Source organism: Vibrio sp. A1-b2 (assembly GCF_021726015.1).
Taxonomy (GTDB): Bacteria; Pseudomonadota; Gammaproteobacteria; order Enterobacterales; family Vibrionaceae; genus Vibrio; species Vibrio diazotrophicus.
Window position 1 is genome coordinate 162,143 of sequence record NZ_JAKKCI010000001.1, and the last position, 25,442, is coordinate 187,584.

Below are 25,442 nucleotides of genomic sequence, written 5' to 3' on the forward strand. Positions count from 1 at the left end.
AAGGACAAACCATGGCAGAAGGAAAAAAAACTACGCTTGTAACCGCTGGTCGCAATAAGAAATGGACCAACGGTGTAGTTAACCCGCCCGTTCAACGAGCTTCAACAATTGTGTTTAACAGCGTTGCGGAAAAAAATCACGCAACCGCAAACCGCGCTAACAAAACTCTGTTTTACGGACGCCGTGGCACAACAACACATTTCGCTTTTCAGGAAGCAATGAACGAGGTTGAAGGCGGTGCTGGCTGTGCGCTCTACCCTTGTGGTACCGCTGCGATAAGCAATACTATTTTGTCTTTTGTTGGGACAGGTGACCATGTTTTGATGGTGGATACCTGTTACGAACCTACTCGTGATTTCTGCGAAAAAATCCTTGCGAAGCTAGGCGTAGAAACGACCTACTTCGACCCAATGATTGGCGAAGATATCCGAACGCTCATCAAACCAAACACTAAGATGCTGTTTTTGGAATCTCCGGGTTCAATCACGATGGAAGTTCAGGATGTTCCACTGCTATCCAGCATCGCTCACGAGAATGACATTATTGTCGTGTTGGATAACACTTGGGGCGCAGGTGTGAACTTCTCACCATTCGATCATGGTGTCGATATCTCTGTTCAAGCGGCAACGAAATACATCGTTGGTCACTCAGACGTAATGTTAGGCACCGCAGTGTGCGTTGAAAAGTACTGGCCTCAGTTGCGTGAGCAAAGTTACCTGATGGGACAATGCGTATCGCCAGACGATGCGTATCTAGGTTTACGGGGTTTACGCACTCTTGATGTTCGCCTACGCCAGCATGCTGAAAGCAGCATTAAAGTCGCTGAGTGGCTTGCAGAACGACCAGAAGTCGATCATGTTCGTCATCCGGGTTTACCTTCTTGTCCTGGTCACGAAATTTTTAAACGTGATTTCACTGGTGGCAACGGTCTGTTTTCATTTGTGCTGAAGACAAGCTGCCCTAAAGCAACTACCGCTCTACTGGACGGAATGAAACACTTCAGCATGGGTTATTCATGGGGTGGATTTGAAAGCCTGATTTTAGCCAATGAACCAAACAGCTTTAACAGCCTGCGTACGGTTGCAAACCCTAACTTTGAAGGTACGTTGATTCGTCTGCATATTGGTCTGGAAGATGTGAACGATTTGATTGCAGATTTAGAAGCAGGCTTAGCTCGCTATAACTCCGTTATTTTGGAGCAAGCGGTTACCGCCTAGTAGTAACCATTACCCAAAAAGCAACAAAGAAAAAATGCAAAAGAGCACCTAAGTGCTCTTTCTTATTGCTACTGATTCTTACTGCAATGATCTGCTCTACCGCTTATTTTTTGGGGCAATGCTCAAGGTGATCGTTCACCATGCCAACGGCTTGCATGAGGGAGTAGCAGATGGTTTCGCCGACAAACTTAAAGCCTCGCTTCTTAAGAAACTTACTCATGGCTTTTGACTCTTCTGTAGAGACGGGCACTTGGCTCATATCCTGCCAATGGTTGATTTTAGGTTGACCGCCGACAAACTGCCATAGCGCTTTATCTAACGAACCAAACTCTTTCTGAAGTTCAATCGCGGCACGGGCGTTAGAAAACACAGACGCTATTTTCCCTTTATGCTTAACCACATCAAATTGGTCGATAATCTTTTGAACGTGCGATTCATCGTACTGCGCTAACTGGTTAATATCGTAATTTTCAAACGCTTGGCGATAGCCTTCTCGCTTCTTCAAAATCGTTATCCAACTTAAACCAGCCTGTGCGCCTTCTAGAGTGATAAATTCGAACAACTTAACGTCATCATGCACAGGAACACCCCATTCTGCGTCATGATACTCTCGCTCTAGTGGATTTTTCATTGCCCATGCACACGTGTTATCTGCCTTATCTGACATGCAATTGTTCCTTGTTATTCCGCTCAATGGGTGGATTATAACTTATTGAATTCTCGATTCACTTTAAATGCGTCTGAAGTGACATACGCCTCCATATTGCGCACCCGTTTTTCTACTTTAGTTAAGTCTTCATTCAAAGTATTGAGCAATGCACCAGGGGTTTGACCTTGCTCCCACGGCTTACTTTTCAACGTGTGTTCGCGTTGTGACTTGACGCTTTGCTCGTATTGATAAGGCTGCTTCTCTAGCATCAACATTAATGCTAGGTAAGCTAATACAATCAAAAAGCCGCCACCCAATAGCCCTGCAGAGATAACCAGTATGCGAACAATCCATACCTCTAAGCCAAAATAGTTCGCCAGACCAGCGCACACGCCACCTATCTTGCCATTTACTGGGTCGCGATATAATTCTCGGCTAGTCATAGTTACGTCTCCAATTTGGAGATTCCGCGTCCAGAATCCGCTCAAGTGTTTCTACTCGCGACTGCAAGCCACTCGCTTTTTCCGAAAGCTGCTGCAGCGTTTCATAGTCTTCTGAAGAAAGTCCGCTGCCCACTTTTCGTTTGCTGCGATAGTGTAGAAGCAGCCATAGTGGGGCGACAAAAATCAGAAAGACAATGAGTGGTCCAGCAAAAAATACTGAGGTCATAGTCTACTCCTATTATTTATTTTATTGTTCTACTGCTGATCTTGTTTCATTTGCTGTTTAAGTTTTGCCAGTTCTTGCTCAATTTCATCCTGAGCTTGAAGTTCTGCAAACTCTTGGTCAAGAGACTTACCTTGCGCAGACTGAGCGTAAAGATCCGCTTCTGCTTCTAATTCATCCACTTTACGTGAGTATTGCTCAAACTTCGACATTGCTTCTTCGGTACGGCTAGTATGCAAGTGACGTTGCACATTACGACGATTTACCGCCGACTGAGAGCGAATAGCCAACGCCTGTTGCTTCGCGCGAGTCTCAGTGATTTTGCTTTCTAACTTAGTGATTTCGCCAGTGAGTTTATCAATGGTTTCTTCTACTAAGGTTTGTTCCGTGTGTAAGCTTTTCAGAACTGATTGCAACTTCTGCTTTTCAATCAAAGCTGCGCGAGCCAAATCGTCACGCTGCTTGTTCAATGCCAGCGTAGCTTTGTTTTGCCAGTCTTCGATTTGATCATCGATACTTGCTACTTTACGTGCGAGTTCTTTTTTATCTGCTATCGCTTTGGCGGAATTAGTACGAACTTCCACCAACGTATCTTCCATCTCTTGAATAATGAGACGAATCATTTTTTCAGGATCTTCCGCTTTATCCAGCAAAGCGCTGATATTGGAATTTACGATGTCTGCAAAACGAGAAAAAATGCCCATATTTGACTCCTTAGTTATCCATTCGCTGTTCAAACCTGTCACAGCCTAGTTACCTCTTGTGTACTCCAAGTTCCATGCCAATTTTCATGGCTTTATTTTTCAGTAGCTTACATTGAATTACTAAAAAGACAGGACTATGCTATAAACGATTTAACCAACAGTTGGTAAATTTCACCAACTATTTCATCCGTTACTTAGCGAAACAGATGCGGTGACCGATAACGTCTTGTTATGGATAAAGAGAGATAACTGTGCAACAAAATTTAATTGGGGAATCCCCAGCGTTTCACGCCGTTCTGGATAAAGTCTCTCGTTTAGCACCGATTGAGCGTCCAGTTCTTATCGTTGGCGAGCGCGGTACAGGTAAAGAACTTATCGCCCAGCGTTTGCACTATCTTTCAAAACGTTGGGACCAGCCGTTAATCTCACTCAACTGTTCAACACTTAGCGAAGGCTTAATCGATTCCGAGCTTTTCGGCCATGAGTCTGGCTCTTTCACGGGTTCGAAAGGCAGGCACCAAGGCCGCTTTGAACGCGCAGAAGGCGGTACGTTGTTTCTTGACGAACTCGCCACAGCACCATTGTCGGTACAGGAAAAATTGTTGCGGGTCATCGAATACGGACAATATGAACGTGTCGGCGGTAACCAAGCCCTCAATGCCAATGTACGCTTAGTGTGTGCGACCAATGCAGACTTACCAAAGCTTGCACAAGAGGGCGACTTTAGAGCTGACCTACTCGATAGGTTAGCATTTGATGTTATTCACCTTCCGCCACTTCGGGAGCGGAAAGAAGACATTGGCCTACTCGCTGAGTATTTCGCTATTCGTATGTGCCGAGAACTCGAACTGTCTTTCTTTGCTGGCTTTACACCTCTAGCAATACAAAGTCTTACGAAATATCCATGGCCCGGCAATATTCGAGAGCTTAAAAACGTGGTAGAACGAGCGGTATATCAACACGGTACTGCTGACTCCCCTATCGATTCATTGATTTTTGATCCGTTCCAAAAACATTGGCAAGAAGAAACTCAAGAACCTTCTGCGACACTCCCCAAGCAAGAAGAAAACCAAACTGAGCTTGCATTCCCGATGGATTTCAAACAGTGGCAGGAACAACAAGATAAATATGTCATTAATGAATCGCTAAAATTTGCCAAGTTTAATCAAAGACAAGCCGCTAAGTCGCTCGGATTAAGCTATCATCAATTTCGAGGGCTGATGAGAAAGTATCAACTCACAAAAAATGAATAACCCTATATTTTCTACGTAGAATAACTATGTATTCAAATCAGTGCCTTGCCTAAGAGGGAATTAATTCTCGCTGAACAAGCATCGTGAGGTTACTTGGGTATACGCAGTAACCTTTTTCTTGGTTTAACACCCGAAAGAATGGTAAATTAGCAGGATTTTGAGGCAAACGTGATTGCTACTTTTAGCGCTTATCGACAACAGATCGCTTTCTACTTTAATGGAATAGTTACTTTGCTTCGTTTCCCACACTGTTTTTCTATATGAACACTTTATTACGAATCACGCTCGGATTATGCGGACTAAGCCTTCTTGCTGGCTGTGGAGAAGAAATTGATCATACAAAAATCCGCCAAAGCGGTTTTGTTTATTGTGGTCAAGGCAGCCCTAGTACCTTTAATCCTCAATTAGTCGATAGTGGTATTACTTCTGAAGCATTAAGTCCGCAGTTGTACGATACGCTGTTGAAGCTTGATCCGGATACACACTCTCCCATCCCAAACATTGCGACGAAATGGCAAGTCAGCGAAGACGGGACAGAATATACGTTTAGTTTACATACTGGTGTTAATTTCCATACTACTTCTTGGTTCACCCCTACTCGTACAATGAATGCCAAAGATGTAGTCTTCAGCTTTAAGCGCATCATTGATCCGACGCATCCTTACCACTACGTAAGCAATGGCAACTATCCTTGGTTTGCAGGTATTAACTTTCGCAGTCTTTTGAAAAGTGTCATCGCCGTTGATGACCAAACAGTAAAGTTCACTCTTAGCCGTCCTGACAATAGCTTTTTATCAAACATTTCAACCACTCATGCGGTTATTTTGTCAGAAGAATATGGGCAGCAACTGCAGATTAAAGACGAAAAACACAATATCGACGATTTTCCAGTTGGTACCGGACCTTTCCTCCTTGATGAGTTTAAAGTCAACGATTTAGTTCGTTTGCGTCGCCATGAAGGATATTGGAATAGCCCTGCTATTATGAAGCAGGTGGTGTTCGATATTTCACAACGTGGTACAGGCACGTTAGCCAAACTTTTACGTAACGAATGTGATGTGTTGAGCTTCCCAATTTCCAGCCAAATACCTGTTATTCAAAAGCAAGGCAATATCGATCTTTCGATTAAGCCAGCGATGAACGTGGCTTTTATTGCTGTTAACACCTCGCATCCAGCGCTGAATGATGTACGTGTGCGTAAGGCGTTAAACTTTGCTATCAACCGTCAAAACATCCTTGATTCTGTGTATTACGGCACTGGCAGTATTGCTTACAACATTTTGCCACCAAGTTCATGGGCTTATCAGAAGGACGATATCCAAATCCGTTATGACCGTAATTACGCGCTTGGTTTGTTAAGAGATGCTGGTTATGCCAATGGCCTTGAATTGTCGATGTCTGTGCCTATTGAGCCTCGTTCTTATAACCCGAGCCCCCGTAAAATGGCAGAAATGATTCAGTCGAATCTTGCGGATGTTGGCGTCACTCTACACCTGATTACTGAAAGTAATGTCAACCGTTCTCAGTTGGCGGAGAAGAGTCACATTGACCTGTTTCTAAGAGGCTGGACAGGTGATACCGGTGACCCAGATAATTTCTTGCGCCCACTGCTTTCATGTGGAGCAAACCGTGCAGGGCTTAATGCGTCTATGTGGTGTAACAGTGATTTCGATTTCTTACTCGATTTGGCGTTAGAAGTTGATCGACCTCGATATCGACTCAATCTTTATAAACAGGCACAAACCATTTTGAACCAAGAGTTTCCTGTCATTCCGATTGCGCACGGAATGCAATTTAAAGCGTATAACAAAACGTTAACTGGTTTTCGTTTAAGCCCGTTCAGTGTCGAACCGTTTAATAACGTGAAGAGGATTACCGAATAATGTTTATCTATACGGTACGTCGCTTCAACCTGTTTATCATCACTCTACTGATCCTGACTTTGGTGGGTTACAGCCTGATGCGTCTTGAACCCCAATCACCTTGGGCAATTCAGGATTTCTGGCGCGGTTGGTGGATGTATTTAGGCGAGCTTTCTCAATTCAATTTTGGCACAACGAAGAGTGGTGTTGATATTGCCTCTGAGTTAGTTAAAGTCTTCCCAGCAACACTTGAACTATGTTTGATTGCCTTTTTACTTTCTCTCTTTATTGGTTTACCGATTGGTACCATTGCAGGCATGAAGCAAGGCAAATGGATTGATACTATTATCTCCTTTACTTCGATGATGGGTTACTCGGCTCCGCTGTATTGGATAGCCCTGATGATGATCATGATCTTCTCGCTGCATTATGGCATGTTCCCTGTCTCAGGACGCTACGACCTATTGTATGAAGTAGAACCAGTTACTGGCTTTATTCTTATTGATGCGTTCTTCTCCAAAGGCGTTAATAGCGCCAACATCCTGCATAGCGTATTTCAACACATGATATTGCCTTGTTTTGTGCTGGCACTAGCTCCGACCACTCAGGTTATTCGCTTGATGCGTTCTTCTGTTGCAGATGTCATGTCTCAGAACTACGTCCGTGCAGCGCGAATTAAAGGTTTGTCCTATTACAAAATCATTACTCAACACGTATTGCGTAATGCGATTCCGCCTATTATTCCAAAATTTGGTGTTCAGCTATCGAGCATGCTGACTTTAGCTATCATCACTGAATCGATTTTCAACTGGCCGGGCATTGGTCGTTGGTTGCTTGATGCATTGTCAAATAAAGACTACATGTCTATTCAGGCGGGAGTAATTGCAGTGGGTTCTTTAGTATTAACCGCGAATATCCTATCGGATTTGATCGGCGCGATGATCAACCCTCTGGTGAGAAAGGAATGGTATGCTAACAAATAATATTTATCAGGAAGAGCACATTCCCACTCAGTTTGAACGTTTTTGGCGTAGCTACAGAGCCAATAGCCTCGCTATGTTTGGGCTCTGGAGCTTGGGTTTAATTATCCTCATCACGCTCATCTCTCCTTGGTTAATGCCTCATGATCCGCACGGTCAAAGTGGCCACCTTTTAATGCCACCTTCTTGGGACCCGTCAGGTTCAGTTGAGTATTTCCTAGGCACAGATGACTTAGGTCGCGATATCTTGTCACGTCTTATTGACGGTTCTCAGCTCACTTTTGGTGCTTCGGTCATCATTACCTTTATTGCTGCATTTGTTGGCTGTCTTATCGGTATCCTTGCGGGAATGACGAAAGGCCTGCTGTCCAGTATTCTGAACCACCTGCTAGACACAGTAATGTCAATTCCATCACTGCTGCTGGCGATTATTTTCGTAGCCTTTCTTGGTTTTGGTGAGTTCAACGTATTGCTGGCTATCTGTCTCGCTCTGATTCCAAGGTTTGTACGTTCCGTTTATATCGCCGTGCACAGTGAAGTAGAGAAAGATTACATCATGGCGGCCCGTCTTGATGGCGCGAGCGACGTGTACCTGTTATGGCATTCAATTTTGCCCAATACGCTGCCAATGCTTGCTCAAGAAGTTACTATGGCGCTGTCTATTGCTATTCTTGATATAACAGCATTAGGTTTCTTGGGCCTTGGAGCACAAGCGCCAAGTACTGAATGGGGTGCTATTCTGGGTGACTCTGTAGAACTTATCTACCTTGCGCCTTGGACAGTGACCCTACCCGGCCTCGCGATCATGTATACCGTCGTAATGATCAACCTTGTCGGTGAAGGCGCACGCCAAGCATTAAATGCAGGAGTCGAATAATGCCATTATTAGATATTCGTCATCTGACTATTGAAATTGATACCCCACAAGGCCTCGTTAAAGCGGTCGATCGCATGAGCCTCACCCTTAACGAAGGTGAAATTCGTGGCCTAGTGGGTGAATCCGGCTCTGGTAAGAGTTTGGTCGCGAAAGCGATTGTCGGTGTTTGTAAAGACAACTGGCGAATTACCGCAGACCGCATGCGTCTGGGGAATATTGATTTACTGCAACTGACACCACGAGAAAGACGTCGTGTCATTGCCCGCGATATAGCGATGATTTTTCAAGAGCCATCAACCTGTCTGGACCCTTCTGAAGAGGTGGGCAAGCAGTTGATAGAATCTATCCCGACACGCACATTTGAAGGCAAATGGTGGCAACGCTTCACTTGGCGTCACAAGCAAGCAGTGGCGTTGCTGCACAAAGTAGGCATCAAAGATCATAAGCGTCTGATGGGAAGCTACCCATATGAACTGACCGATGGTGAATGTCAAAAAGTTATGATTGCAATGGCGATTGCTGCCAAACCCAAGTTGCTTATTGCGGATGAACCAACCAACGACTTAGATCCCATTACGCAGTCGCAAATTTTGCGTTTATTGAGTCGTATGAATCAGGTCAACAATACCTCGATTCTGCTTGTCGGCCATGACTTAACCACTATTACTCAATGGGCGAATCGCATTACCGTAATGTACTGTGGTCAATCGGTCGAGTCTGCTGATACCAACAAAATTCTCACTGAGCCAAAACACCCTTATACATCAGCATTGCTCAAAGCGATGCCGGATTTCAGTGACTGGATTCCGCATAAACAGAAGCTACATTCTCTGCCCGGTTCCATTCCTCCATTGCAGCATTTACCCATTGGCTGTCGTTTGGGTCCTCGCTGCCCATACGCAAAGAAACAATGTGTTGAAGTACCGAGAAGTCAGATCATTAAGAACCATAAGTTTGCCTGTCACTTCCCTCTTAACGTAGAGCAAAAATCATGAGCGTTTCACTATTAGAAGTCAGTGACCTTAAAAAGAACTTTGTAACGCGCTCTGGTCTTTTCCGTAAGAAAGTACAAGAAGCAGTTAAACCTGTCAGTTTCACTCTTGAAGCGGGTCAAACCATCGGCTTTATCGGGCAAAATGGTTCTGGTAAATCCACTCTTGCACGTATGCTGGCGGGAATGATTGAACCTACTGGTGGAGAAATTCGCGTTAACGGCGAATTGCTGGAGCACAAAGATTATTCAACACGCTGTAAGCTGATACGAATGATCTTCCAAGACCCGAACACGTCGCTCAACCCTCGTATCCAAATAGGTCGCATTTTGGAAGGCCCGCTAAAACGAAATACCAGTATGCCACCGGAAGCGCGAGAAAAACGCGTCAAAGAGACATTGCTCCGAGTAGGCTTACTGCCGGAGCACGCCTACTTTTATCCGCAGATGCTAGCAACGGGTCAGAAGCAACGGGTGTGTCTTGCGCGAGCTCTGATCTTGCAGCCTTCTATCATCATCGCGGATGAAGCTCTGAATGGTTTGGATATGGCTATGCGCTCGCAGATCATCAACTTGTTCTTAGAACTGCAAGAAGAGATGGGCGTATCGTTTATCTACGTTTCACAACATATCGGTGTGATTAAACACATCACAGATAAAGTGATGGTTATGCACGAAGGCGAAGTGGTTGAATCCGGAAATACGCTGGAGGTGTTGTCTGAACCACAGCACCCTATTACTCAACGTATGATTGAGAGCCATTTCAATAAGGCACCATGCTTCAAATAGGCCGAGTTTGTATCGTCCTATCGTCTCTTCTGGTGCTGCTCGCCAGCACCAAAGTTATTGCTCAGAATAACTGGCAAGACACCTCATTCGTAGAACGGGCCTTTATTCATGTGGCTCTGAGAAATGAATATTCAGTGGGTAAGAAACCATTAGTAAAGTGGCAACAACCCATCAAAATCTGGATTCAGCATAAAGTCGGTGATCAAGCCTTGCATGACGAGCTGGCCGATGCGCATATCAAACATCTAAATCAAATCATTGGCCACCCTATCTACCGAGTACAAACACGCCAAGAAGCCAACGTCGTTTGGATTTTCACCCAACAGAAAAACTGGGGTGAAGATGTTGAGCGTGAGATGGGTAAAGAGTCTGCCAAACATATGTTTGGCGCCGTATGCCAAGCTGGCTACAAAACAAACCCGAAGACCCATGAGATTATCTCTGCAACTGTGGTCATCCCTGTAGACCAAGCACGCAGCCACGGAAAACTCCTAGCTTGTATTGTCGAGGAAATTACGCAAACTCTCGGTTTGCCTAACGACTCTGAATTCGCCTACCCTTCGATTTTTAACGATAAAACACCCGAAGATTTGCTCTCACCTCTGGATATAGTTTTGCTGAAGTTACTCTATGAGCCAGAGTTAAAAACCGGCATGACCGAATCACAGGCTCGCCCTGTGCTCAGAAAATTAATAAACCAGTATCAACAAAAAGGCCTGCTAAAGCAGGCCCTTAAAGAATCTCAGTCATCACCACTCTATCAGTGGTTTCGCTAATTAGCGACGAGCGTTCTGCTTGTCGAGTTCAAAATCAAACTCGTCAGGAAACAGCACAACACCTTCTTCGCTTTCGTTTGGAAAAACAACCACTGACAAGTCATCTTGTTCTAGGCCGCTTGTCCAACGACTGCGCCATTTGTTGTATGAAATCGCTTCGGCTTCACACTCGCTCCATTCACCAGTTGCCCAAGCTTCGGCAAACTCGCGATTTGGCCATACTGGCACGCAATCGTCATCTTCAGTATTGAGCATCACACAACCGTGTTCGTCTTTTAGAATCCACACTTGCTGATTCGCTACAATTTCCTTAATGCAGTATTTAAAGCGCTGCTCTTGGTCGTACTGATTAATTGTCGCGATTTGTTCTGCGGTTAACGCATTGGACATATTAGCCTCCAAACAAAACGCCCACAGCAGTTTCTAAGCTATGGGCGTTAAAACCTTTATTAGGCTGGGCATCATACCCGAAATCAGCGATTAAGCTAGCTCAGTCTGTAACCAAGGCCAGCCTTGCTTCTTACGGCTTAGAGTATTTTCCATCATCAATACTCCGTCTGACAGATGCTTCGCCAGTTTCTCTGACCACTCACCTTTAAACAACAAACGGGTTTGCGCTGTAGTGATGTCAGTCAGCATTAGAGCTGCAAACGCAAGGTTCTCTTGTTCGCAACGACGCTCCAAATCCGCTTCTAGCGCATCAATCATAGTGGCAACTTGGTCTAATGTCGCTAGTTCAATTTGACCAACGACAACATCACGGCCATTAAATGGGTAAGCTTTAAGGTCTTTCTCAACCAATTGAGCCGCAGATAAACCTTCAATGTCTGTTTTAGCAATCAGAAGAGCTTGGATAAATGCATCTAGATCTTCGATTTCAGCCAGAATAGCCAGTTCAGCAACGGCGTCTTTGTCTTTTTGAGTACAAGTAGGAGAAGCAAAACCAACCGTGTCTGAAAGAATCGCAGAGATCATAAGCGTTGCTGTTTGCTTAGTGATTGGAGCATTTTCCATTTTGAATAGGTTAAACAAAATAGTGCTAGTACAGCCTACAGGCCAAATCCATGCTTCCAGTGGATTCACTGTCATCACATCACCCAAACGGTGGTGATCGACAATACCTAGAATTTCTGCCTCATTTAAGTCATCAGGCGCTTGCGCTAAGTCGGTGTAGTCAACTAACCATACTTTTTCACCAGCTACACTAGTACGTAATTCAGGCTGTTCAGCGCCTGCGGTAGTCAAGATGTGCTGAGTTTCACGGTTGATTTTGCCTTGGCGTACCGCTTTCGCTTCTAAACCACGTGCTTTCAACAGTTCGGCAGCCACTAATGCGCTACAAATACTATCACTGTCTGGATTCTTATGACCGACTACTAAAATCATCACTGTTCCTATTATTCTGACCCTTGAGGGTAAACAACACATAAAGATGAGTACTGTACTTATTTTGCGGAACTCTTCATGGAGCTAAATCAATAAAGAGTGACTAACTCATCGATTTTTTGCTTGTTGGAATCGAGGGTTGAGTAATAATTGGCAAAAGGATTTCAAAGAATAACAACGATTAAACGGGAGAAAACGTGAATAGCACGATTGATATCGCATGGTGGCAATTAGCCCTTTTTAGTTCAGTGCTCATCATTCCCGTTATGGTGAGTAGAATTTATCAACTGGGTATTAGTAAAGAAATCTTCATTTCCGTAGGTCGAATGACCGTACAACTGATACTCGTCGGTATGTATCTGGAATATCTGTTTAAGCTCAACAGTATTTGGATTAATCTCATCTGGCTTTCCCTGATGATACTCATCGGAGCCAGCTCTATCGTTTCAAAAACACGTCTTCCAACCCATAAGTTGCTTATGCCGATTGTTTTGGGTTTAGCGGCAGGGCTATTTCCTATCGTGATCATTCTCTGTTTCGGCATTGTTCAGCCTTCACCTTGGTATAGCGCGCAGTATCTGATCCCGTTAGCCGGAATGCTTTTAGGAAATAGTCTCAGCGGAAACATCGTTGCTTTGCAGAACTTGTTCACCGCTTTTGAAGAACGAAAAAGTGAATACGAAGCCGCAATCTCATTAGGTGCATCACCTCAATATGCTTCGCGGGATTTTGTGAGAAATGCGCTACGGAAAGCCAATGCTCCCATCCTTGCTTCAATGGCAACGACGGGCTTAGTGACACTACCGGGTATGATGACGGGACAAATACTGGGCGGGGCTTCTCCCCTTGTCGCAATCAAATATCAATTGATGATCATGATTGCCATATTTGTAATGATGACAATTTCTCTCACTTTATCCATTCATTTAACGTTAAAGGCTACTTTTACTAAAGAAGGTCGAGTAAATGTGACATTTCGTGACTAGAAATTGAAATTTAGTACAAAATATCACCTTTATGTAACAACCTAAAATAGTGCATTTGTCGCACGTAATTTGTGCACAATTGTCGAAAAAATCATTCAGTTGCGTTTACACACGGTATTTAAAACAGGTTATCCACAGAAATTGTGGATAAGGTGAATAACGAGTTTTGTTGCGCAACAAAAGCTTGAGATAGAAATCATGAAAAAAGCGGCATTTCTGCCGCTTTTCTTATTTGAATAACTGTCAATTTCAGTGATGCAGCCTAGTCTTTTAGATAGATCAACCAGTACCACATGCCAACAAACACGCCACCACCAACAACGTTACCCAGTGTTACCGGAATCAGGTTATTGATGATGAAGTCCATCATGTTGAGGTCAGCGTAGTCTGCAATATTCGCCCCTGTCATCTGCCAAAAAGCTTCCGGAGCGAAATTCTTAATCCCAATCGCCATCGGTACTTGGAACATGTTGGCAATACAGTGTTCAAAACCCGAAGATACAAACATAGCGACAGGTAGTACCAACACCATGACCTTATCTGTCAGTGATCGGGCACTGAACGTCATCCATACCGCTAGACAAACAAGAATGTTACACATCAACCCCAAAGAAAATGCCTGAATAAAAGTATGGTGGAGTTTATGTTGTGAGATAGCCATGGCATTTAGACCAAGTTGACCACCGTCTTCCATGTATTGGCGTGTGGACAACATAATAGCGACTAATAAAACAGAACCTGCGAGGTTACCCAGATAAACAACTGTCCAGTTTTTCATCAACTGGCGCCATGAGATTTTCCCGCTGGCTTTTGCAACCAGAGTAAGGACTGTACTGGTAAAAAGCTCACCGCCTGTAATGACCACAAGAATAAGGCCTAAGCTAAACGCTATACCGCCCAATAATTTCGTAACGCCATAAGGTAGATCGTGAGCGCCAGTTGTCACTACGGTGTAAAACACAAATGCAATACCAATATGAATACCCGCAGAAATGGCTAGAAGAAAAGATTTGTATGCGGCTTTGGTTGCTTTACCAACCCCAGTCTCAGCGGCACGTTCAGCCATTTGAGGTGGGAGCAACGAATCGAATTGACTATGTTCCATAATTAAAAAGTTACATTTTGATACAATGAGAGCTCGCGATAATCGCTCCAAAACCACGAATATTCAAGGGCTATTTTTACGTTAACTAAAAATGTTTATTTCGGGAGCAATTCGAAAGACCTAATTAACAAATTAAATTCTGTTTAAGAATAAAAAATAGAATTTTAATAACGCTGAGTAATTTATTGAAGCCTTATGCGACAAAGGTTGTGAAGATTTTGTTATGTGTAAAAAACGCCCATATTGGTTCTAGATAACACTTCTGTTTTGAGGTTATTGCGTCTTTTTAAGGCTGAGCCTATTGTGAAACTAACTTAACGAGTAAGAAGGGTGTGTAATGAAATTTTCCCAACAACACTTAGATGAATTAAATCTTCTTGTCCAATTTGACATCAGCAGTGCTGCAACGGGTATTAAGGTACATAGCGAAGCGGGAGAAGCTATACAAGCTGCCGCAAAACGACTCTATGATAAAGGGCTATGCACATTGCCTGATGGTGGATATCTGACTGATGAAGGTATCGAAATGGCTGAAAACGCTGATCGTATTTTAAGAGTACTAACTGCATAAACATCCTTAAGACAATAAAGAAAGAGCGCCAATGGCGCTCTTTTTGTTTTTACTGGTCTAAGTCCAGTTAGCTTGCATCACTTTGTGCTGCACTCTCGATCTGCAAGGCAGAGGGTTCACTTAACGAAGTGTTTTCTACTGGCGTTGAAGGACTTACGGGAGCTTCAACTTCACTTGCTGTTTTGTTTTCTGGCGTAACCTGAAGTTGTTTTAAAGAAGCCACCAACTCATCCATACGGCGAATATACTGCTCATCACGCGTTTTCTGTTGCTGAAGTTGCTGCTCTCTGGCTGAGGCTTGTGCAAGAGCCTCAACTTGCTTCTTGTTGTCCGCTTCTAAGGTCTCGACTTTGAGCGTTAACGCACTTAACTGCTCTTTTAGGGCATTGGTTTTATCCGCTGCAACTAAACCTTCCACGCTGGTTAAAATACGTTCTGCCTGTTCACGCAACATAGTGTCACGATAGTCTGAGCCGTCAATTTTCTGAGAGATAGCAAACAAGTTGTTTTCCATTTCCAGCACTATCGGCTCGAATTTGTTGTCTTCAACCGCTGACAACAACTTCACTTGATGCGCTACTTGAGCGACGTGTTTTAATTCGAACTCAACTCGCTTAACAGCGTTCTGAACACTTTGTGTATCTCTAGGATTGGTCGAAACTACATTCGTCGCTAAGGTAATCTCACCTTCTACTCGGTCAAAAGTTAATGGAGCAACGCGAGACAACCCTTCTTTCTTAAGTACTGCTGCTTGCTTCTCTAAAGGTTCGATATAGATTTTGTGGTTAACCTTAACTTCAAGTAGCTTCGCTTTAGCTAGGAATTTCACTTGTTTTTCCTGCGCCGACTCCAGCTTGTCATCACGTACATCGATAAACAAACTGCGATAGTCCGCATCTACTTTCTTGTAGTCAGAAGGGAAATAACTAACGGTTGCAATACTATCTAAATAAACCATTTGTGCGATTGCGTCGGCTAATGCGTTATCCGCTTTCAGCTTAAATCGCTGAAGCTCGCGATACGAGGTATCAACCTTAGCAAGGTTCTCTTCAAAGACTTGTTTATAGCTCTTGCTTGAAAACAGCGAGTAGTCTTTTTTAATCAATGCAGGTTCAGATTCGATTTGTTTATAAACTTCTGTCGAACCTAACCATGCATCCGCTAGCTGGCGGAAATGGGTTGGTGAATACAAGGCTAAGTTATCGCTGTCTTTTAGTATTTCCAACCAACTTTGGTATACCTGATCGACCTCAGCAAACTGAGTTTCTACGGATTGTTCAACATGATTTGTTTCTTGGGTAAGAGAAACGGGTTCCGATGTACTTTGACATCCGGCAAGCGTAAAGACGACTACTGAAGCCAATAGTGTCATTCTAATATTTGTCATTGATTAGACCTTATTATTTTTACAACTGAATAGTGTCAACCTGCATCACTACCTTTACCTTAACGAAAGCAAGATGTCTTAAAGAAAAGACAGTGTGCTATGGCACTTTAATTCATAGACCAAAATAATAAAACACAAACTTTTCATAAATATAGATTACAGAATGAACACCTAAATTGGTGCCTGATAAAAAACAAATATCATCTATGCTGATGCCTTAGTTTCTACTAGCCAAACATCCTCGATAAAGCCCTCTTTTAGATTACCGCCATAAAATTTAAATATTCTTTAAAAACCACAAAAACATATGAATTTAATTGGAAACTGAAATGGTAATTAACGTTGTAATAGTGGCATACAGATTATTAGTCCAAGAGGATAAAATCATGTTAGTTTCACGGTTATCAGAAGAATTCATAACTCAAAAAGCAAAAGAAAACTGGCTCTCATATTGGAAATACTTTAGTAAAAGTAGCCACGAAAAATGCTCAGTACCTAACTGTGCCAAAAACCACAACCAAGCCATTTTTGTTGCTGACCCTAATGATCAGGAAGAGTCGATCTACGTGGTTCCGCTCTGCGCAGAGCACGGTAACAAAGAAAGCAGCCAATTAGAAATCCTAGACAACGTTGAACTTGTCCCTATCGGATTTACTTTATAGCGATTACCCATCAAATAATAAACGAAGTACTCCAAAGGATTACGATATGCTCGTGAACAATATATTAGATAGTGAATCAAATCTGATAAATGAATTCTCTGATTCAAAAAATAAGTTAAAAAATACATTTTGTGCAGAAGTAAATTGTACGAATAAATATACGCGTCAGGTTCTGGTTAAGAGCAAAAACCCAAGCAATTCAAATAACCAAGCTGACGATGTATTTCAGATACCTCTTTGCCAGCATCACTACGAAAACTTCCATAACCCAATTGAGCTGGAAAATGATATCGAAGTAGTTCCAATAGGTTTTGATCAACACTGATTTGATTGTAGGGAATTGTTGGTGGGCAATGGGAGATGTTTTCCATTGCCTTTTTTTATTGAATAGCTAATGCGTAGGTCAGCGGTTAAGTAAGTTTAGCTGCGCGATCAACCAGGTTGCAGCCAGCAAATCGGCGCTTCCGCCTGGGCTTAGATTTTTTTCTACCAGTTGTTTATCGTAATCCTGCATTCGCTGTTCAAAATCATCATCATGAATTTCACAGCTTGCCAGCAGAGATTTAGACTGTGCTTTTACATATTCAAGTCCTTCAAGACCGCCTCGGTGAACCAAGTTTGAATCTTCATTGCACGACATGATCGTCAACAAGGTCTTAAACATCGCTTGCTCTTCAGACGAACCTTTATCGATTGCGAGTTCATAAGTTGGCAATGCGCAGTCGAAAATCATAGGGTAGCCGTTTGCTGCCTCCCCTCTTATTCCGGCTAATCCATAACGGCGGTATATTTGTTCTCCTGCCGTAACGGGAATTTTGTTTGAATGCTCAAGCTCATCGGTAACCAACTGAGCACAGCACTCTTTGATTACCGATTGAATTCGGGAAGATGCAAAGGTGGATTCTTTTCTATATAGCCAGCCAACTGCGCCACAAATCAAACCAAGCGTAAAAATCATACCTTTGTGGGTATTTACACCTGCAGTCGCGGCGAACATTGCTCTCTCAGCTTCTATACCAATTTTTCGAAGGTTAGGAAGGAGATTTGCGGGCGAAGTGATGTATTGATCGTAGCCAGATTTAACAAACTTCAGCATGTAGGGGCGTAGGCTATTTGCACTTGCAATAAAGGTATCAATGTTCATATCGCTATGAGCGCCAGTGGATACACAGTCAACCAAGCCTGGTTTTGGCGTCAGATGAACTTCAAGCATCATCGCGTGATAGGCCAAATTCCCCACCAGTTCGCAAATATTGAGTTCAAATGTCCCATAATCTGTTTTCTGATATAAACAACAGTCGCTCAAAAGCCAACGTAAAGAATTAGTGGTATTCATGAATAATCTCACTCAATTTGTCAATCAGGGCTGGAAGTGGATGAACTCGGTTACGAGCACATAATTTTGCGTCTTTGCCACAAATGAAACACCGTCTTCTTGCCAATCCGAGCTGGTCACGAGAAAGCACCACGCCTTGTGAATCAAAAACATCGATATCGAATAAACGACCTAACGGATGCGTATCTTCCACCTCAATCATCAGACGCTTTAACTGCTGAGGAGAAATGCCGCCAACCGCACTAATCGCTTCACAGCCACAATCATTGATGAACGACTGACTAATAAAACTCGAACAGCCAGAGTGCATGCATGCCTTTCTGATTTGTTCCTGACCAGCTTTAAATCCGATTTGAGATATTTGGTTTAGTTTGACACTGCCGGGCATGTTAATCGTAAAGCTCACGATGGGCAGAGAATGGGTCGAAACCCATTCTCTTTGCCGTTCAGCTCGAAGCTCTCGATTCTCTAAGACCTGCTCTAGGGTGATTGCTGGTCCTCGATACACGATTTACTCCTTAACCTGACGAATTACATCAATGACAGAACCGTCACGGTAACGAACATAACCAACGACTTTGTCTAAGTACTCAATCGGCTTTGGTTTGCCTGTTAACGACTCAGCTCGTTGCTGCAACTCATGGATATCGGTGGTCTGAATACCTGCGTTTACTAAGCGAGCCTTAACTTCTTCTCTATTTGGATTTACAGCAATGCCATGGTCGGTAACCAATACGTCAATTTGTGTCCCTGGAGTCACAACATTCAATACCGAATGCACAACGGTTGGAATTCGACCACGAATTAGCGGAGCGACAACGATAGTCAAATTTGCTGCCGCAGCAGTATCACTGTGACCGCCAGAAGCGCCTCGGATTACACCGTCTGAACCTGTGATAACGTTGACGTTAAAATCGGTATCAATTTCTAGCGCACTGAGGACGACAACATCCAATCGATCAACCATCGCACCTTTAGATGAAGGGTTTGCGTATTGATTGGCAGAGATTTCAATGTGATTGGGATTGCGAGCCAATGAATCAGCGGCAACGGAATCGAATGACTGCACATCAAGCAGTGTTTTAATCAACCCTTTTTCGTGCAGAGCTACCATAGTGGCCGTAATACCACCCAGGCCAAAATTCGCCGTGATATTACCTCTAACCATCTTATCTTCTAAAAAGCGTGTTACCGCTAGAGATGCACCGCCAGAACCGGTTTGCAAGTTGAAACCATCTTTGAAATAACCCGAATGCTCAATAACGTCAGCAGCTTTGCGAGCAATTAACAATTCGCGAGGATTGGTTGTCATACGCGTTGCATCACCGCCAATCTTAGAAGCGTCACCCACCTCTACCACTTTCACAATCGCATCGACTTGGTCTTGGGCGATTGACGCTGGAGTATTTGGGAAATCCACAAGAGACTCCGTAAGCACCACCGTCTTTCTCGCATACTGAGCATCAATTTGAGCATACCCAAGAGAACCACAGCGAGACTGACCTTTTACAGCATTGGCATTACCAAACTCGTCGCTACTTGAGACACCGACAAACGCGACATCGATATTCAGTTCACCACTTTGAACTAAGTGAACACGTCCGCCATGGGAGTGAATATGAACAGGCTCAGCCAGCAGACCACGAGACACTTCTTCGGCCAATTGCCCACGCATTCCGGATGTGTATATTTTTTTCACTACGCCATTTTTAATATGTTCAACAAGCGGTGAATGAATATCAGAGAGTGAACTTGACGCTAAAGTGAGGTCTTTAAAGCCCATCGTAGCAATCACATTCATTACCATGTTGATGGTTTTGTCTCCTCCTCGAAATGAGTGGTGAAACGAAATAGTCATACCATCAGCAAGACCTACGCTTTTGATTGCCTCTTCTAAGGTTTCAAAGAGTTTACGACTTCTCTTGGTATCTCTGTTTAGCAGATAAGAAGTCAGTTGATGCGCACCAGAATATGGCAACAGTGTTGGACATTTCTCAACATCAATATCTAGTTCACGATCAATTGCATTAGTTATAGTTGTCATCATATTGCCCTACTGTCTGATTCCTGATTTCGCACGTTGTAGTGTCCACCGAGCACGCTCTATGATTGGTGCGTCGACCATCTTGCCGTTTAGTGACACAACGCCTGAGCCTTGGGCTTCTGCCTCTGCCGCCACTTCAATAACGGCATTTGCGTAATCAACTTCTTTTTGGGTTGGAGCAAAGATGTTGTGAATAATTTCGATTTGGCGAGGGTTAATCAGTGACTTACCGTCAAAGCCCAGAGATTTGATGTGCTCAGCTTCGTGAATGAAGCCTTCTTCATTGTTTGCATCGGAATAAACCGTATCAAAAGCCATAATTCCTGCGGCTCTTGCCGCTTGAAGAATAGAACATCGCGCAAACAAGAGTTCCACACCTTCAGCCGTGCGTTGAGTTCTAAGGTCGCGAACATAGTCTTCTGCACCCAAAGCGATACCAATCAATCGACTTGATGCTTTTGCAATTTCGACTGCATTATTGATACCCATAGCAGATTCAATCGCAGCAAGCATTTTGGTACTGCCAATTTCACGGCCAAACTCCATCTCAGCTTCCGTGATGAGTTCTTCCATATTATGAACATCTTGAGCACTGTCCGTTTTAGCAAGACGCACAGCATTCACGCCTGCTTTCACCACCGCTTTGACATCGAGTGGACCAAAGTCAGTATCCAAACCGTTAACACGCACGATGGTTTCAATGTTTTTATACATTGGATGTTGAAGGGCATTGAAAACGAGCATTCTTGCCGTGTCTTTCTCACGAATTGATACAGAATCTTCCAAATCAAACATGATGGCATCTGGGTTATAGATAAAAGAGTTGCTCAACATCGCGGCATTTGACCCGGGGACAAACAACATACTTCTGCGCAATTTGCTCATTTTAATCTCCCCCAAACAATATCACTGCCGGCGGTTGCTCGAATCACCGCGGCTTGTACTCTTGCTTTGATGACACAGTCCAAAGCACCTTTGTCGTTGATCTTGACCAACGCAGACTGAACGCCCATCTCTGACAATGTGCTGATGACCGTATTTTTGATTAACTCTCCAAATTGCTTTTCAACGGAACTGGTAATTTCTATATCCAAACTCTTTGTGGCTGACGGGACTATTTCGACTAGTAAGTCGCTAGATTCCAATGTTCCAGCGTATGATCGCTGATTGATTATCATGTATGCACCTCATGAATCCCATTTCGGATGGCAGAAAATTGAATAAAGGCAAAGAATGCTCAATGCCGAATAACTAACGCCTATTCTCTTTGCTATCCGCTATGTTTTTGGCGATGCTAATCATGTTTAGTCGGAAGCTAAAAACCATTAATGATTTAAATGGTTTAAATTGTTCCGTTTGGTAGGAAACAAAAAAGCGGCTAAAGATATCCTTAGCCGCTTTTCAAATTAAGAAATGATTAATTAGACTTTACATAGACTCGTTCAGGACGGCCCACTCTGCCATGCTCATTTTCAGCATCTAAAAAACCATTAGCTGAACAATACTCTAAATAACGTCTTGCTGTTGTTTTACTTATTCCGACCTGTTCACCTAGCCTTTCAGCTGTATATTTAATCCCAGTATTTTCAATAAAAGTCTGTTTTATTTTATCTAAAGTCAATTCACCAATGCCCTTTGGTAACGTATTGGCAGACTTCTCTCTAGCCTGAATATTAAAAAGGTCATCGACGTGGCGCTGACTAATATTATCATAAGCATTCATTGCACTATGATATTGAACGTAGCGGTTTAATGTATCCTTTAAGCGAACATACGACACTGGTTTCAATAAATAATCAAAACATCCACAGTGCATTGCCTCTTTAACCGTTTCCATTTCGCTTGAAGCGGTGATCAATATAACATCAGGTTTTGAGTCAGACTTGTCTGCAACAATACTTCTTAATAAGTCGATGCCTAAACCATCAGGGAGAAAGTTGTCTAATATAATTAAGTTCGGTTTATTAACCTTCAGCATTGTTTTAGCCATGCTAATAGTATTTGCGATACCCACAGGTCTAAAACGCATCATCTGTCTTAAAAACTGAGCATGTAATTCAGCAATTCCAACTTCATCTTCAACGATTAAAACATCTATAGAGTCCATCATCGGTTACCGTTCTTAGGAATAAAAATAGAAAAAATAGTGCCCTTAGGCTCTGCGTTGTCGACCAAGATGACGCCACCCGCGTTAGTTACATAACGGTTAATCAGATACAGGCCAATACCATGACCTTTATCATCATTTTTACTTGTAACTCCTCGGTTGAAAATGGTCCCTGCTATTTCGGGATCAATACCGCAACCATTATCCCCAATTTCAATAACTAATTCTTTACCTGCATCTGTAATAAGTAACGTTATTACTTTATCGCTCTCAGGGTTTTTAAGCGTTGCTTCAAATGCGTTATCGATCAAGTTACCTATAATTGCAGATAATTCATCATCATCAATATTGTCCGGCAAATTATATAACTGACAGGTAGGATCAAACTGTAACTGAAGTCCCAGTTCTTGAGATCGAGCATATTTCCCAAGTAGAATTCCAGCCACTTGTTTGCATTTTATTCTTGAACGTATGAAATCAATAAGTTGTTGTTTCTTAGTATTTTCATTATTGATTAATGAGAGCGCTGATTCATATTCACCGATTTCAATCAGCCCCGAGATTGTTGATAGTTTGTTAGCATGTTCATGCCTCATTACTCTTAAATTATCTGTATATTGTTTGATTTGAGTCAATTCTGCCGTTAGCGAATTTATATCATTTTTATGTCTAAAACTAATGACCCATCCAATTAACAAGTCTCTATCAAAGATAGCCACTCTATTAGCTATGAGTGTTTTCCCGTTAATAGATACGATCTCATCCTTTATATTTTCTTCATAAGGAGTTTGAAAAAAGAATTGGGTATGATTTAGGTATTCCAATATGCTTCTATTCTTTATTTCACTCACTTCTTTATCTGTTCCTAACAAATCGATCGCACTTTTATTTACTGCGAGAATCTTGCCAGTTTTATCGATAGCGATAATCCCTTCATAAACGGATTGAAGAATAGAGCGCTGTAAATAGAGTGCTAACGCAATTTCTGCTGGTTCCATTCCGTTCATTTTCTTTTTGATGTGACTGGAAAAAAGCCAGGCACCGATCAGCGTCAAAAGTAGAATAGCACCCAGCTCAAACGAAACCGGTTTGGCATAAAATACCAGCCATTGGTCAAATCGGTTAAACAGGTAACCAACTGAGACAACCCCAATAATTTCACCATCGAAGTCAACAATGGCACTTTTACCACGAACGCCATATCCCAAAGAGCCCTTGCTAACCGAAATATAGGATTCTCCGTTTTCCAATGCCGCCGCATTATCCCCTCCTTGCATTGGTAAGCCAATCTTCTCCTTAACCGGATGAGATAATCGAGTGCCGTCATCATCACCAATAACAATAAAGCTCGCGTCCGATATTTTCGTTAAGCGATTAATAATTCGCTCTATAGCAGGGATGTTTTTGATCCTCACTTCCTGAATTAAGTTCGGGTCGCTAGCAATTTCCTTTGCTTGAATTAACGCTCTTGTTCCAACTTGATGTTCCAGCGTATCTAGTAAGGACTGATGAAAGTTCACACCCATGAAAATCATCTGAAGGCTCATAAGAGCAAAAATAAGAAGAAAAACTTTGACGCGAAAAGAAGCTCCAGTCTTCATCTTTTCCATCATATTCATACATTTATTTCCTTATTATTAAGTAGTGCGAACTTATAAAGTGCTCAATTCAGATACGAATGTTAGCCCGTTTCGCCAGCCAAGTTAGTAATGTGTATCAAAAGACAATAAAAACGCAGAGAGGGAGAACTCAGTCTCCCTCCTTAGTTATTGATTTTCGGAAATATTAACCAAGCACATATTTAATCATTACACCGGCGGCAACCGCTGATCCAATAACGCCCGCAACATTGGGACCCATTGCATGCATAAGCAGGAAGTTTTGCGAGTTCGCTTCTAAACCAAGTTTGTTTGAGACGCGAGCTGCCATTGGAACTGCTGAAACACCTGCGGATCCTATGAGTGGGTTAACTTTTTCAACACAAAGTCTGTTCATAAGTTTCGCCATCAATAGACCTGCTGCGGTTCCCACACAGAAAGCAACAATCCCCAGAGCCAATATGCCTAGTGTTTGTGGTTGCAAGAACTTATCTGCCATAAGTTTCGAACCCACAGACAACCCAAGGAAAATGGTCACAATGTTGATGAGAGCATTTTGTGCCGTGTCAGAAAGGCGCTCAACCACACCACATTCGCGCATCAAGTTACCAAAACAGAACATACCCATCAGTGGCGTCGCTGAAGGCAGCAACATTGCAATAAGAACCAGCAACATTAACGGGAAACACACTTTCTCGATCTTGCCGATTTTGCGCAGTTGCTTCATTTCGATTTTGCGTTCTGCTTCCGTAGTCAGCGCACGCATGATTGGTGGCTGAATCATAGGAACCAGTGCCATATACGAATATGCCGCTACCGCTATTGCACCTAAGAGTTCAGGAGCGAGCAGGCTCGATACATAAATAGCCGTAGGTCCGTCTGCGCCACCGATGATGCCAATCGCTGCAGCTTGAGCTACTGTGAAATCCATTATACCCAACTGACTCAGTCCAAGAGCGCCTAATACCGTTGCAAAAATGCCGAATTGCGCGGCGGCACCCAGTAATAGAGTTTTAGGATTGGCCAACAACGGACCGAAGTCTGTCATCGCGCCAACGCCCATAAATATCACTAAAGGCCCAACCCCAGACGCAATGGCGACATGGTAAAAGGTATACAACATGCCGTCAGAGTATTGATATTGCTCCGCAAGCAAACCCAAATGCATCTTTTGCTCAGGTGTAGCCATTTGCAATGCATGCTTAATAGCATCCGGTGTTGACTCAACAACGTTGAGTATCTGCGCGAATGCTTGCATTACATCTGCTTTACCTGCATGAATGGCGGCATCTACCGCATTAATGGCAAGGTTCGCATCAGGCAAGTTTGAAAGAATGCCACCCAACCCGATAGGCACGAGCAACAATGGCTCGAAACCTTTCACGATTGCCAGATAGAGCAAAATCATACCAATGACGATCATCAGAAATTGGCCCCATTGCAGGTGTAGAATGCCAAAATCACTGATTAAGCCGATTACACTGTCCATTTCAGAT

28 protein-coding genes are annotated in these 25,442 nt (G+C 43.1%); 12 read left to right on the forward strand and 16 right to left on the reverse strand.

Going from position 1 to position 25,442, the window contains the following annotated elements; all coding sequences use genetic code 11:
• Nucleotides 1-11 precede the first annotated feature (11 nt).
• On the forward strand, nucleotides 12-1,217 hold the full coding sequence (locus tag L3V23_RS00710; protein ID WP_102965954.1) for a cystathionine beta-lyase: 1,206 nt from the start codon (nucleotides 12-14) through the stop codon (nucleotides 1,215-1,217).
• A 103-nt stretch (nucleotides 1,218-1,320) separates the two neighbouring features.
• Here the strand turns inward: L3V23_RS00710 and L3V23_RS00715 are convergent, their stop codons facing one another.
• Genes L3V23_RS00715 through pspA form a run of 4 tightly spaced genes read right to left on the reverse strand, consistent with a single transcriptional unit; the run spans nucleotide 1,321 to nucleotide 3,236 of the window.
• Nucleotides 1,321-1,884 carry a DNA-3-methyladenine glycosylase I gene (locus tag L3V23_RS00715; protein WP_102965955.1) on the reverse strand — a complete coding sequence of 188 codons (564 nt, stop codon included), beginning with the start codon at nucleotides 1,882-1,884 and terminating at the stop codon, nucleotides 1,321-1,323.
• A 35-nt stretch (nucleotides 1,885-1,919) separates the two neighbouring features.
• On the reverse strand, nucleotides 1,920-2,309 hold the full coding sequence (pspC, locus tag L3V23_RS00720; protein WP_042482100.1) for an envelope stress response membrane protein PspC: 390 nt from the start codon (nucleotides 2,307-2,309) through the stop codon (nucleotides 1,920-1,922).
• Nucleotides 2,302-2,535 carry an envelope stress response membrane protein PspB gene (pspB, locus tag L3V23_RS00725; RefSeq protein WP_102941718.1) on the reverse strand — a complete coding sequence of 78 codons (234 nt, stop codon included), beginning with the start codon at nucleotides 2,533-2,535 and terminating at the stop codon, nucleotides 2,302-2,304. The genes pspC and pspB overlap by 8 nt, the downstream gene beginning before the upstream one ends.
• Before the next feature lie 29 nt (nucleotides 2,536-2,564).
• A complete protein-coding gene (pspA, locus tag L3V23_RS00730; protein ID WP_102953034.1) occupies nucleotides 2,565-3,236 on the reverse strand; it encodes a phage shock protein PspA in 672 nt (223 codons plus the stop codon).
• Between the two features lie 251 nt (nucleotides 3,237-3,487).
• On the opposite strand from pspA, the gene pspF reads away from it, so the two are divergent.
• From pspF to L3V23_RS00765, 7 genes are all read left to right on the forward strand, one after another.
• Nucleotides 3,488-4,489 carry a phage shock protein operon transcriptional activator gene (gene pspF, locus L3V23_RS00735; protein WP_102965956.1) on the forward strand — a complete coding sequence of 334 codons (1,002 nt, stop codon included), beginning with the start codon at nucleotides 3,488-3,490 and terminating at the stop codon, nucleotides 4,487-4,489.
• Between the two features lie 260 nt (nucleotides 4,490-4,749).
• Nucleotides 4,750-6,372, forward strand: coding sequence for an ABC transporter substrate-binding protein SapA (sapA, locus tag L3V23_RS00740; protein WP_102965957.1), 1,623 nt, complete (start codon nucleotides 4,750-4,752; stop codon nucleotides 6,370-6,372).
• Entirely contained in the window at nucleotides 6,372-7,334 is a 963-nt protein-coding gene (locus L3V23_RS00745; protein WP_042482089.1) for an ABC transporter permease subunit, read from the forward strand. Before sapA ends, L3V23_RS00745 begins: the two co-directional genes overlap by 1 nt.
• Nucleotides 7,321-8,208 (forward strand): ABC transporter permease subunit, encoded by an 888-nt coding sequence (locus tag L3V23_RS00750; protein WP_042482087.1) that lies wholly within the window; start codon nucleotides 7,321-7,323, stop codon nucleotides 8,206-8,208. Before L3V23_RS00745 ends, L3V23_RS00750 begins: the two co-directional genes overlap by 14 nt.
• Nucleotides 8,208-9,203 (forward strand): oligopeptide/dipeptide ABC transporter ATP-binding protein, encoded by a 996-nt coding sequence (locus L3V23_RS00755; RefSeq protein ID WP_042482085.1) that lies wholly within the window; start codon nucleotides 8,208-8,210, stop codon nucleotides 9,201-9,203. Before L3V23_RS00750 ends, L3V23_RS00755 begins: the two co-directional genes overlap by 1 nt.
• Nucleotides 9,200-9,988 (forward strand): ATP-binding cassette domain-containing protein, encoded by a 789-nt coding sequence (locus tag L3V23_RS00760; RefSeq protein WP_042482082.1) that lies wholly within the window; start codon nucleotides 9,200-9,202, stop codon nucleotides 9,986-9,988. The genes L3V23_RS00755 and L3V23_RS00760 overlap by 4 nt, the downstream gene beginning before the upstream one ends.
• Nucleotides 9,976-10,764, forward strand: a complete 789-nt coding sequence (locus tag L3V23_RS00765; RefSeq protein ID WP_102965958.1) for a DUF2927 domain-containing protein — start codon at nucleotides 9,976-9,978, stop codon at nucleotides 10,762-10,764. The genes L3V23_RS00760 and L3V23_RS00765 overlap by 13 nt, the downstream gene beginning before the upstream one ends.
• Here L3V23_RS00765 and L3V23_RS00770 read toward each other — a convergent pair whose 3' ends face one another.
• Nucleotides 10,765-11,154, reverse strand: coding sequence for a DUF2750 domain-containing protein (locus L3V23_RS00770; RefSeq protein WP_102965959.1), 390 nt, complete (start codon nucleotides 11,152-11,154; stop codon nucleotides 10,765-10,767).
• Between the two features lie 90 nt (nucleotides 11,155-11,244).
• Nucleotides 11,245-12,150, reverse strand: a complete 906-nt coding sequence (locus tag L3V23_RS00775; RefSeq protein ID WP_102965960.1) for a manganese-dependent inorganic pyrophosphatase — start codon at nucleotides 12,148-12,150, stop codon at nucleotides 11,245-11,247.
• 197 nt (nucleotides 12,151-12,347) lie between these two features.
• Between L3V23_RS00775 and L3V23_RS00780 the strand changes: the two genes are divergently transcribed.
• Nucleotides 12,348-13,136, forward strand: a complete 789-nt coding sequence (locus tag L3V23_RS00780) for an ABC transporter permease (RefSeq protein ID WP_102965961.1) — start codon at nucleotides 12,348-12,350, stop codon at nucleotides 13,134-13,136.
• Between the two features lie 262 nt (nucleotides 13,137-13,398).
• Here L3V23_RS00780 and focA read toward each other — a convergent pair whose 3' ends face one another.
• Entirely contained in the window at nucleotides 13,399-14,241 is an 843-nt protein-coding gene (focA, locus tag L3V23_RS00785; RefSeq protein WP_042482072.1) for a formate transporter FocA, read from the reverse strand.
• Nucleotides 14,242-14,578: 337 nt separating this feature from the next.
• Here focA and L3V23_RS00790 point away from each other — a divergent pair, with 337 nt between their 5' ends.
• Nucleotides 14,579-14,812: a TIGR02647 family protein gene (locus L3V23_RS00790; RefSeq protein WP_042482070.1), complete on the forward strand. Its 234-nt coding sequence runs from the start codon at nucleotides 14,579-14,581 to the stop codon at nucleotides 14,810-14,812.
• A gap of 67 nt (nucleotides 14,813-14,879) precedes the next feature.
• Here the strand turns inward: L3V23_RS00790 and L3V23_RS00795 are convergent, their stop codons facing one another.
• Nucleotides 14,880-16,199 carry a DNA repair protein gene (locus L3V23_RS00795; protein WP_102965962.1) on the reverse strand — a complete coding sequence of 440 codons (1,320 nt, stop codon included), beginning with the start codon at nucleotides 16,197-16,199 and terminating at the stop codon, nucleotides 14,880-14,882.
• Between the two features lie 386 nt (nucleotides 16,200-16,585).
• Here L3V23_RS00795 and L3V23_RS00800 point away from each other — a divergent pair, with 386 nt between their 5' ends.
• On the forward strand, nucleotides 16,586-16,861 hold the full coding sequence (locus tag L3V23_RS00800; RefSeq protein WP_146029330.1) for a hypothetical protein: 276 nt from the start codon (nucleotides 16,586-16,588) through the stop codon (nucleotides 16,859-16,861).
• Nucleotides 16,862-16,907: 46 nt separating this feature from the next.
• The gene (locus tag L3V23_RS00805) at nucleotides 16,908-17,186 is read left to right on the forward strand and encodes a hypothetical protein (RefSeq protein ID WP_102953023.1); all 279 of its coding nucleotides are present in this window, start codon (nucleotides 16,908-16,910) and stop codon (nucleotides 17,184-17,186) included.
• 78 nt (nucleotides 17,187-17,264) lie between these two features.
• Here L3V23_RS00805 and citG read toward each other — a convergent pair whose 3' ends face one another.
• The 8 genes from citG to L3V23_RS00845 all read right to left on the reverse strand — a co-directional run bounded on the left by citG (nucleotide 17,265) and on the right by L3V23_RS00845 (nucleotide 25,435).
• Complete coding sequence (citG, locus tag L3V23_RS00810) at nucleotides 17,265-18,197, reverse strand: triphosphoribosyl-dephospho-CoA synthase CitG (protein ID WP_102965963.1); 933 nt, start codon at nucleotides 18,195-18,197, stop codon at nucleotides 17,265-17,267.
• Entirely contained in the window at nucleotides 18,184-18,705 is a 522-nt protein-coding gene (citX, locus tag L3V23_RS00815; protein WP_042482063.1) for a citrate lyase holo-[acyl-carrier protein] synthase, read from the reverse strand. The genes citG and citX overlap by 14 nt, the downstream gene beginning before the upstream one ends.
• A gap of 3 nt (nucleotides 18,706-18,708) precedes the next feature.
• On the reverse strand, nucleotides 18,709-20,178 hold the full coding sequence (gene citF / locus L3V23_RS00820; RefSeq protein ID WP_042482207.1) for a citrate lyase subunit alpha: 1,470 nt from the start codon (nucleotides 20,176-20,178) through the stop codon (nucleotides 18,709-18,711).
• Nucleotides 20,179-20,250: 72 nt separating this feature from the next.
• Nucleotides 20,251-21,126 carry a citrate (pro-3S)-lyase subunit beta gene (citE, locus tag L3V23_RS00825; RefSeq protein WP_042482061.1) on the reverse strand — a complete coding sequence of 292 codons (876 nt, stop codon included), beginning with the start codon at nucleotides 21,124-21,126 and terminating at the stop codon, nucleotides 20,251-20,253.
• Nucleotides 21,123-21,419, reverse strand: a complete 297-nt coding sequence (gene citD / locus L3V23_RS00830) for a citrate lyase acyl carrier protein (protein ID WP_042482059.1) — start codon at nucleotides 21,417-21,419, stop codon at nucleotides 21,123-21,125. The genes citE and citD overlap by 4 nt, the downstream gene beginning before the upstream one ends.
• Nucleotides 21,420-21,658: 239 nt before the next feature.
• Entirely contained in the window at nucleotides 21,659-22,351 is a 693-nt protein-coding gene (locus L3V23_RS00835; RefSeq protein ID WP_042482057.1) for a response regulator, read from the reverse strand.
• The gene (locus L3V23_RS00840) at nucleotides 22,348-23,967 is read right to left on the reverse strand and encodes a sensor histidine kinase (RefSeq protein ID WP_146029083.1); all 1,620 of its coding nucleotides are present in this window, start codon (nucleotides 23,965-23,967) and stop codon (nucleotides 22,348-22,350) included. Before L3V23_RS00840 ends, L3V23_RS00835 begins: the two co-directional genes overlap by 4 nt.
• Nucleotides 23,968-24,133: 166 nt before the next feature.
• Nucleotides 24,134-25,435 (reverse strand): sodium ion-translocating decarboxylase subunit beta, encoded by a 1,302-nt coding sequence (locus L3V23_RS00845; RefSeq protein WP_042482055.1) that lies wholly within the window; start codon nucleotides 25,433-25,435, stop codon nucleotides 24,134-24,136.
• Between the last annotated feature and the right edge of the window lie 7 nt (nucleotides 25,436-25,442).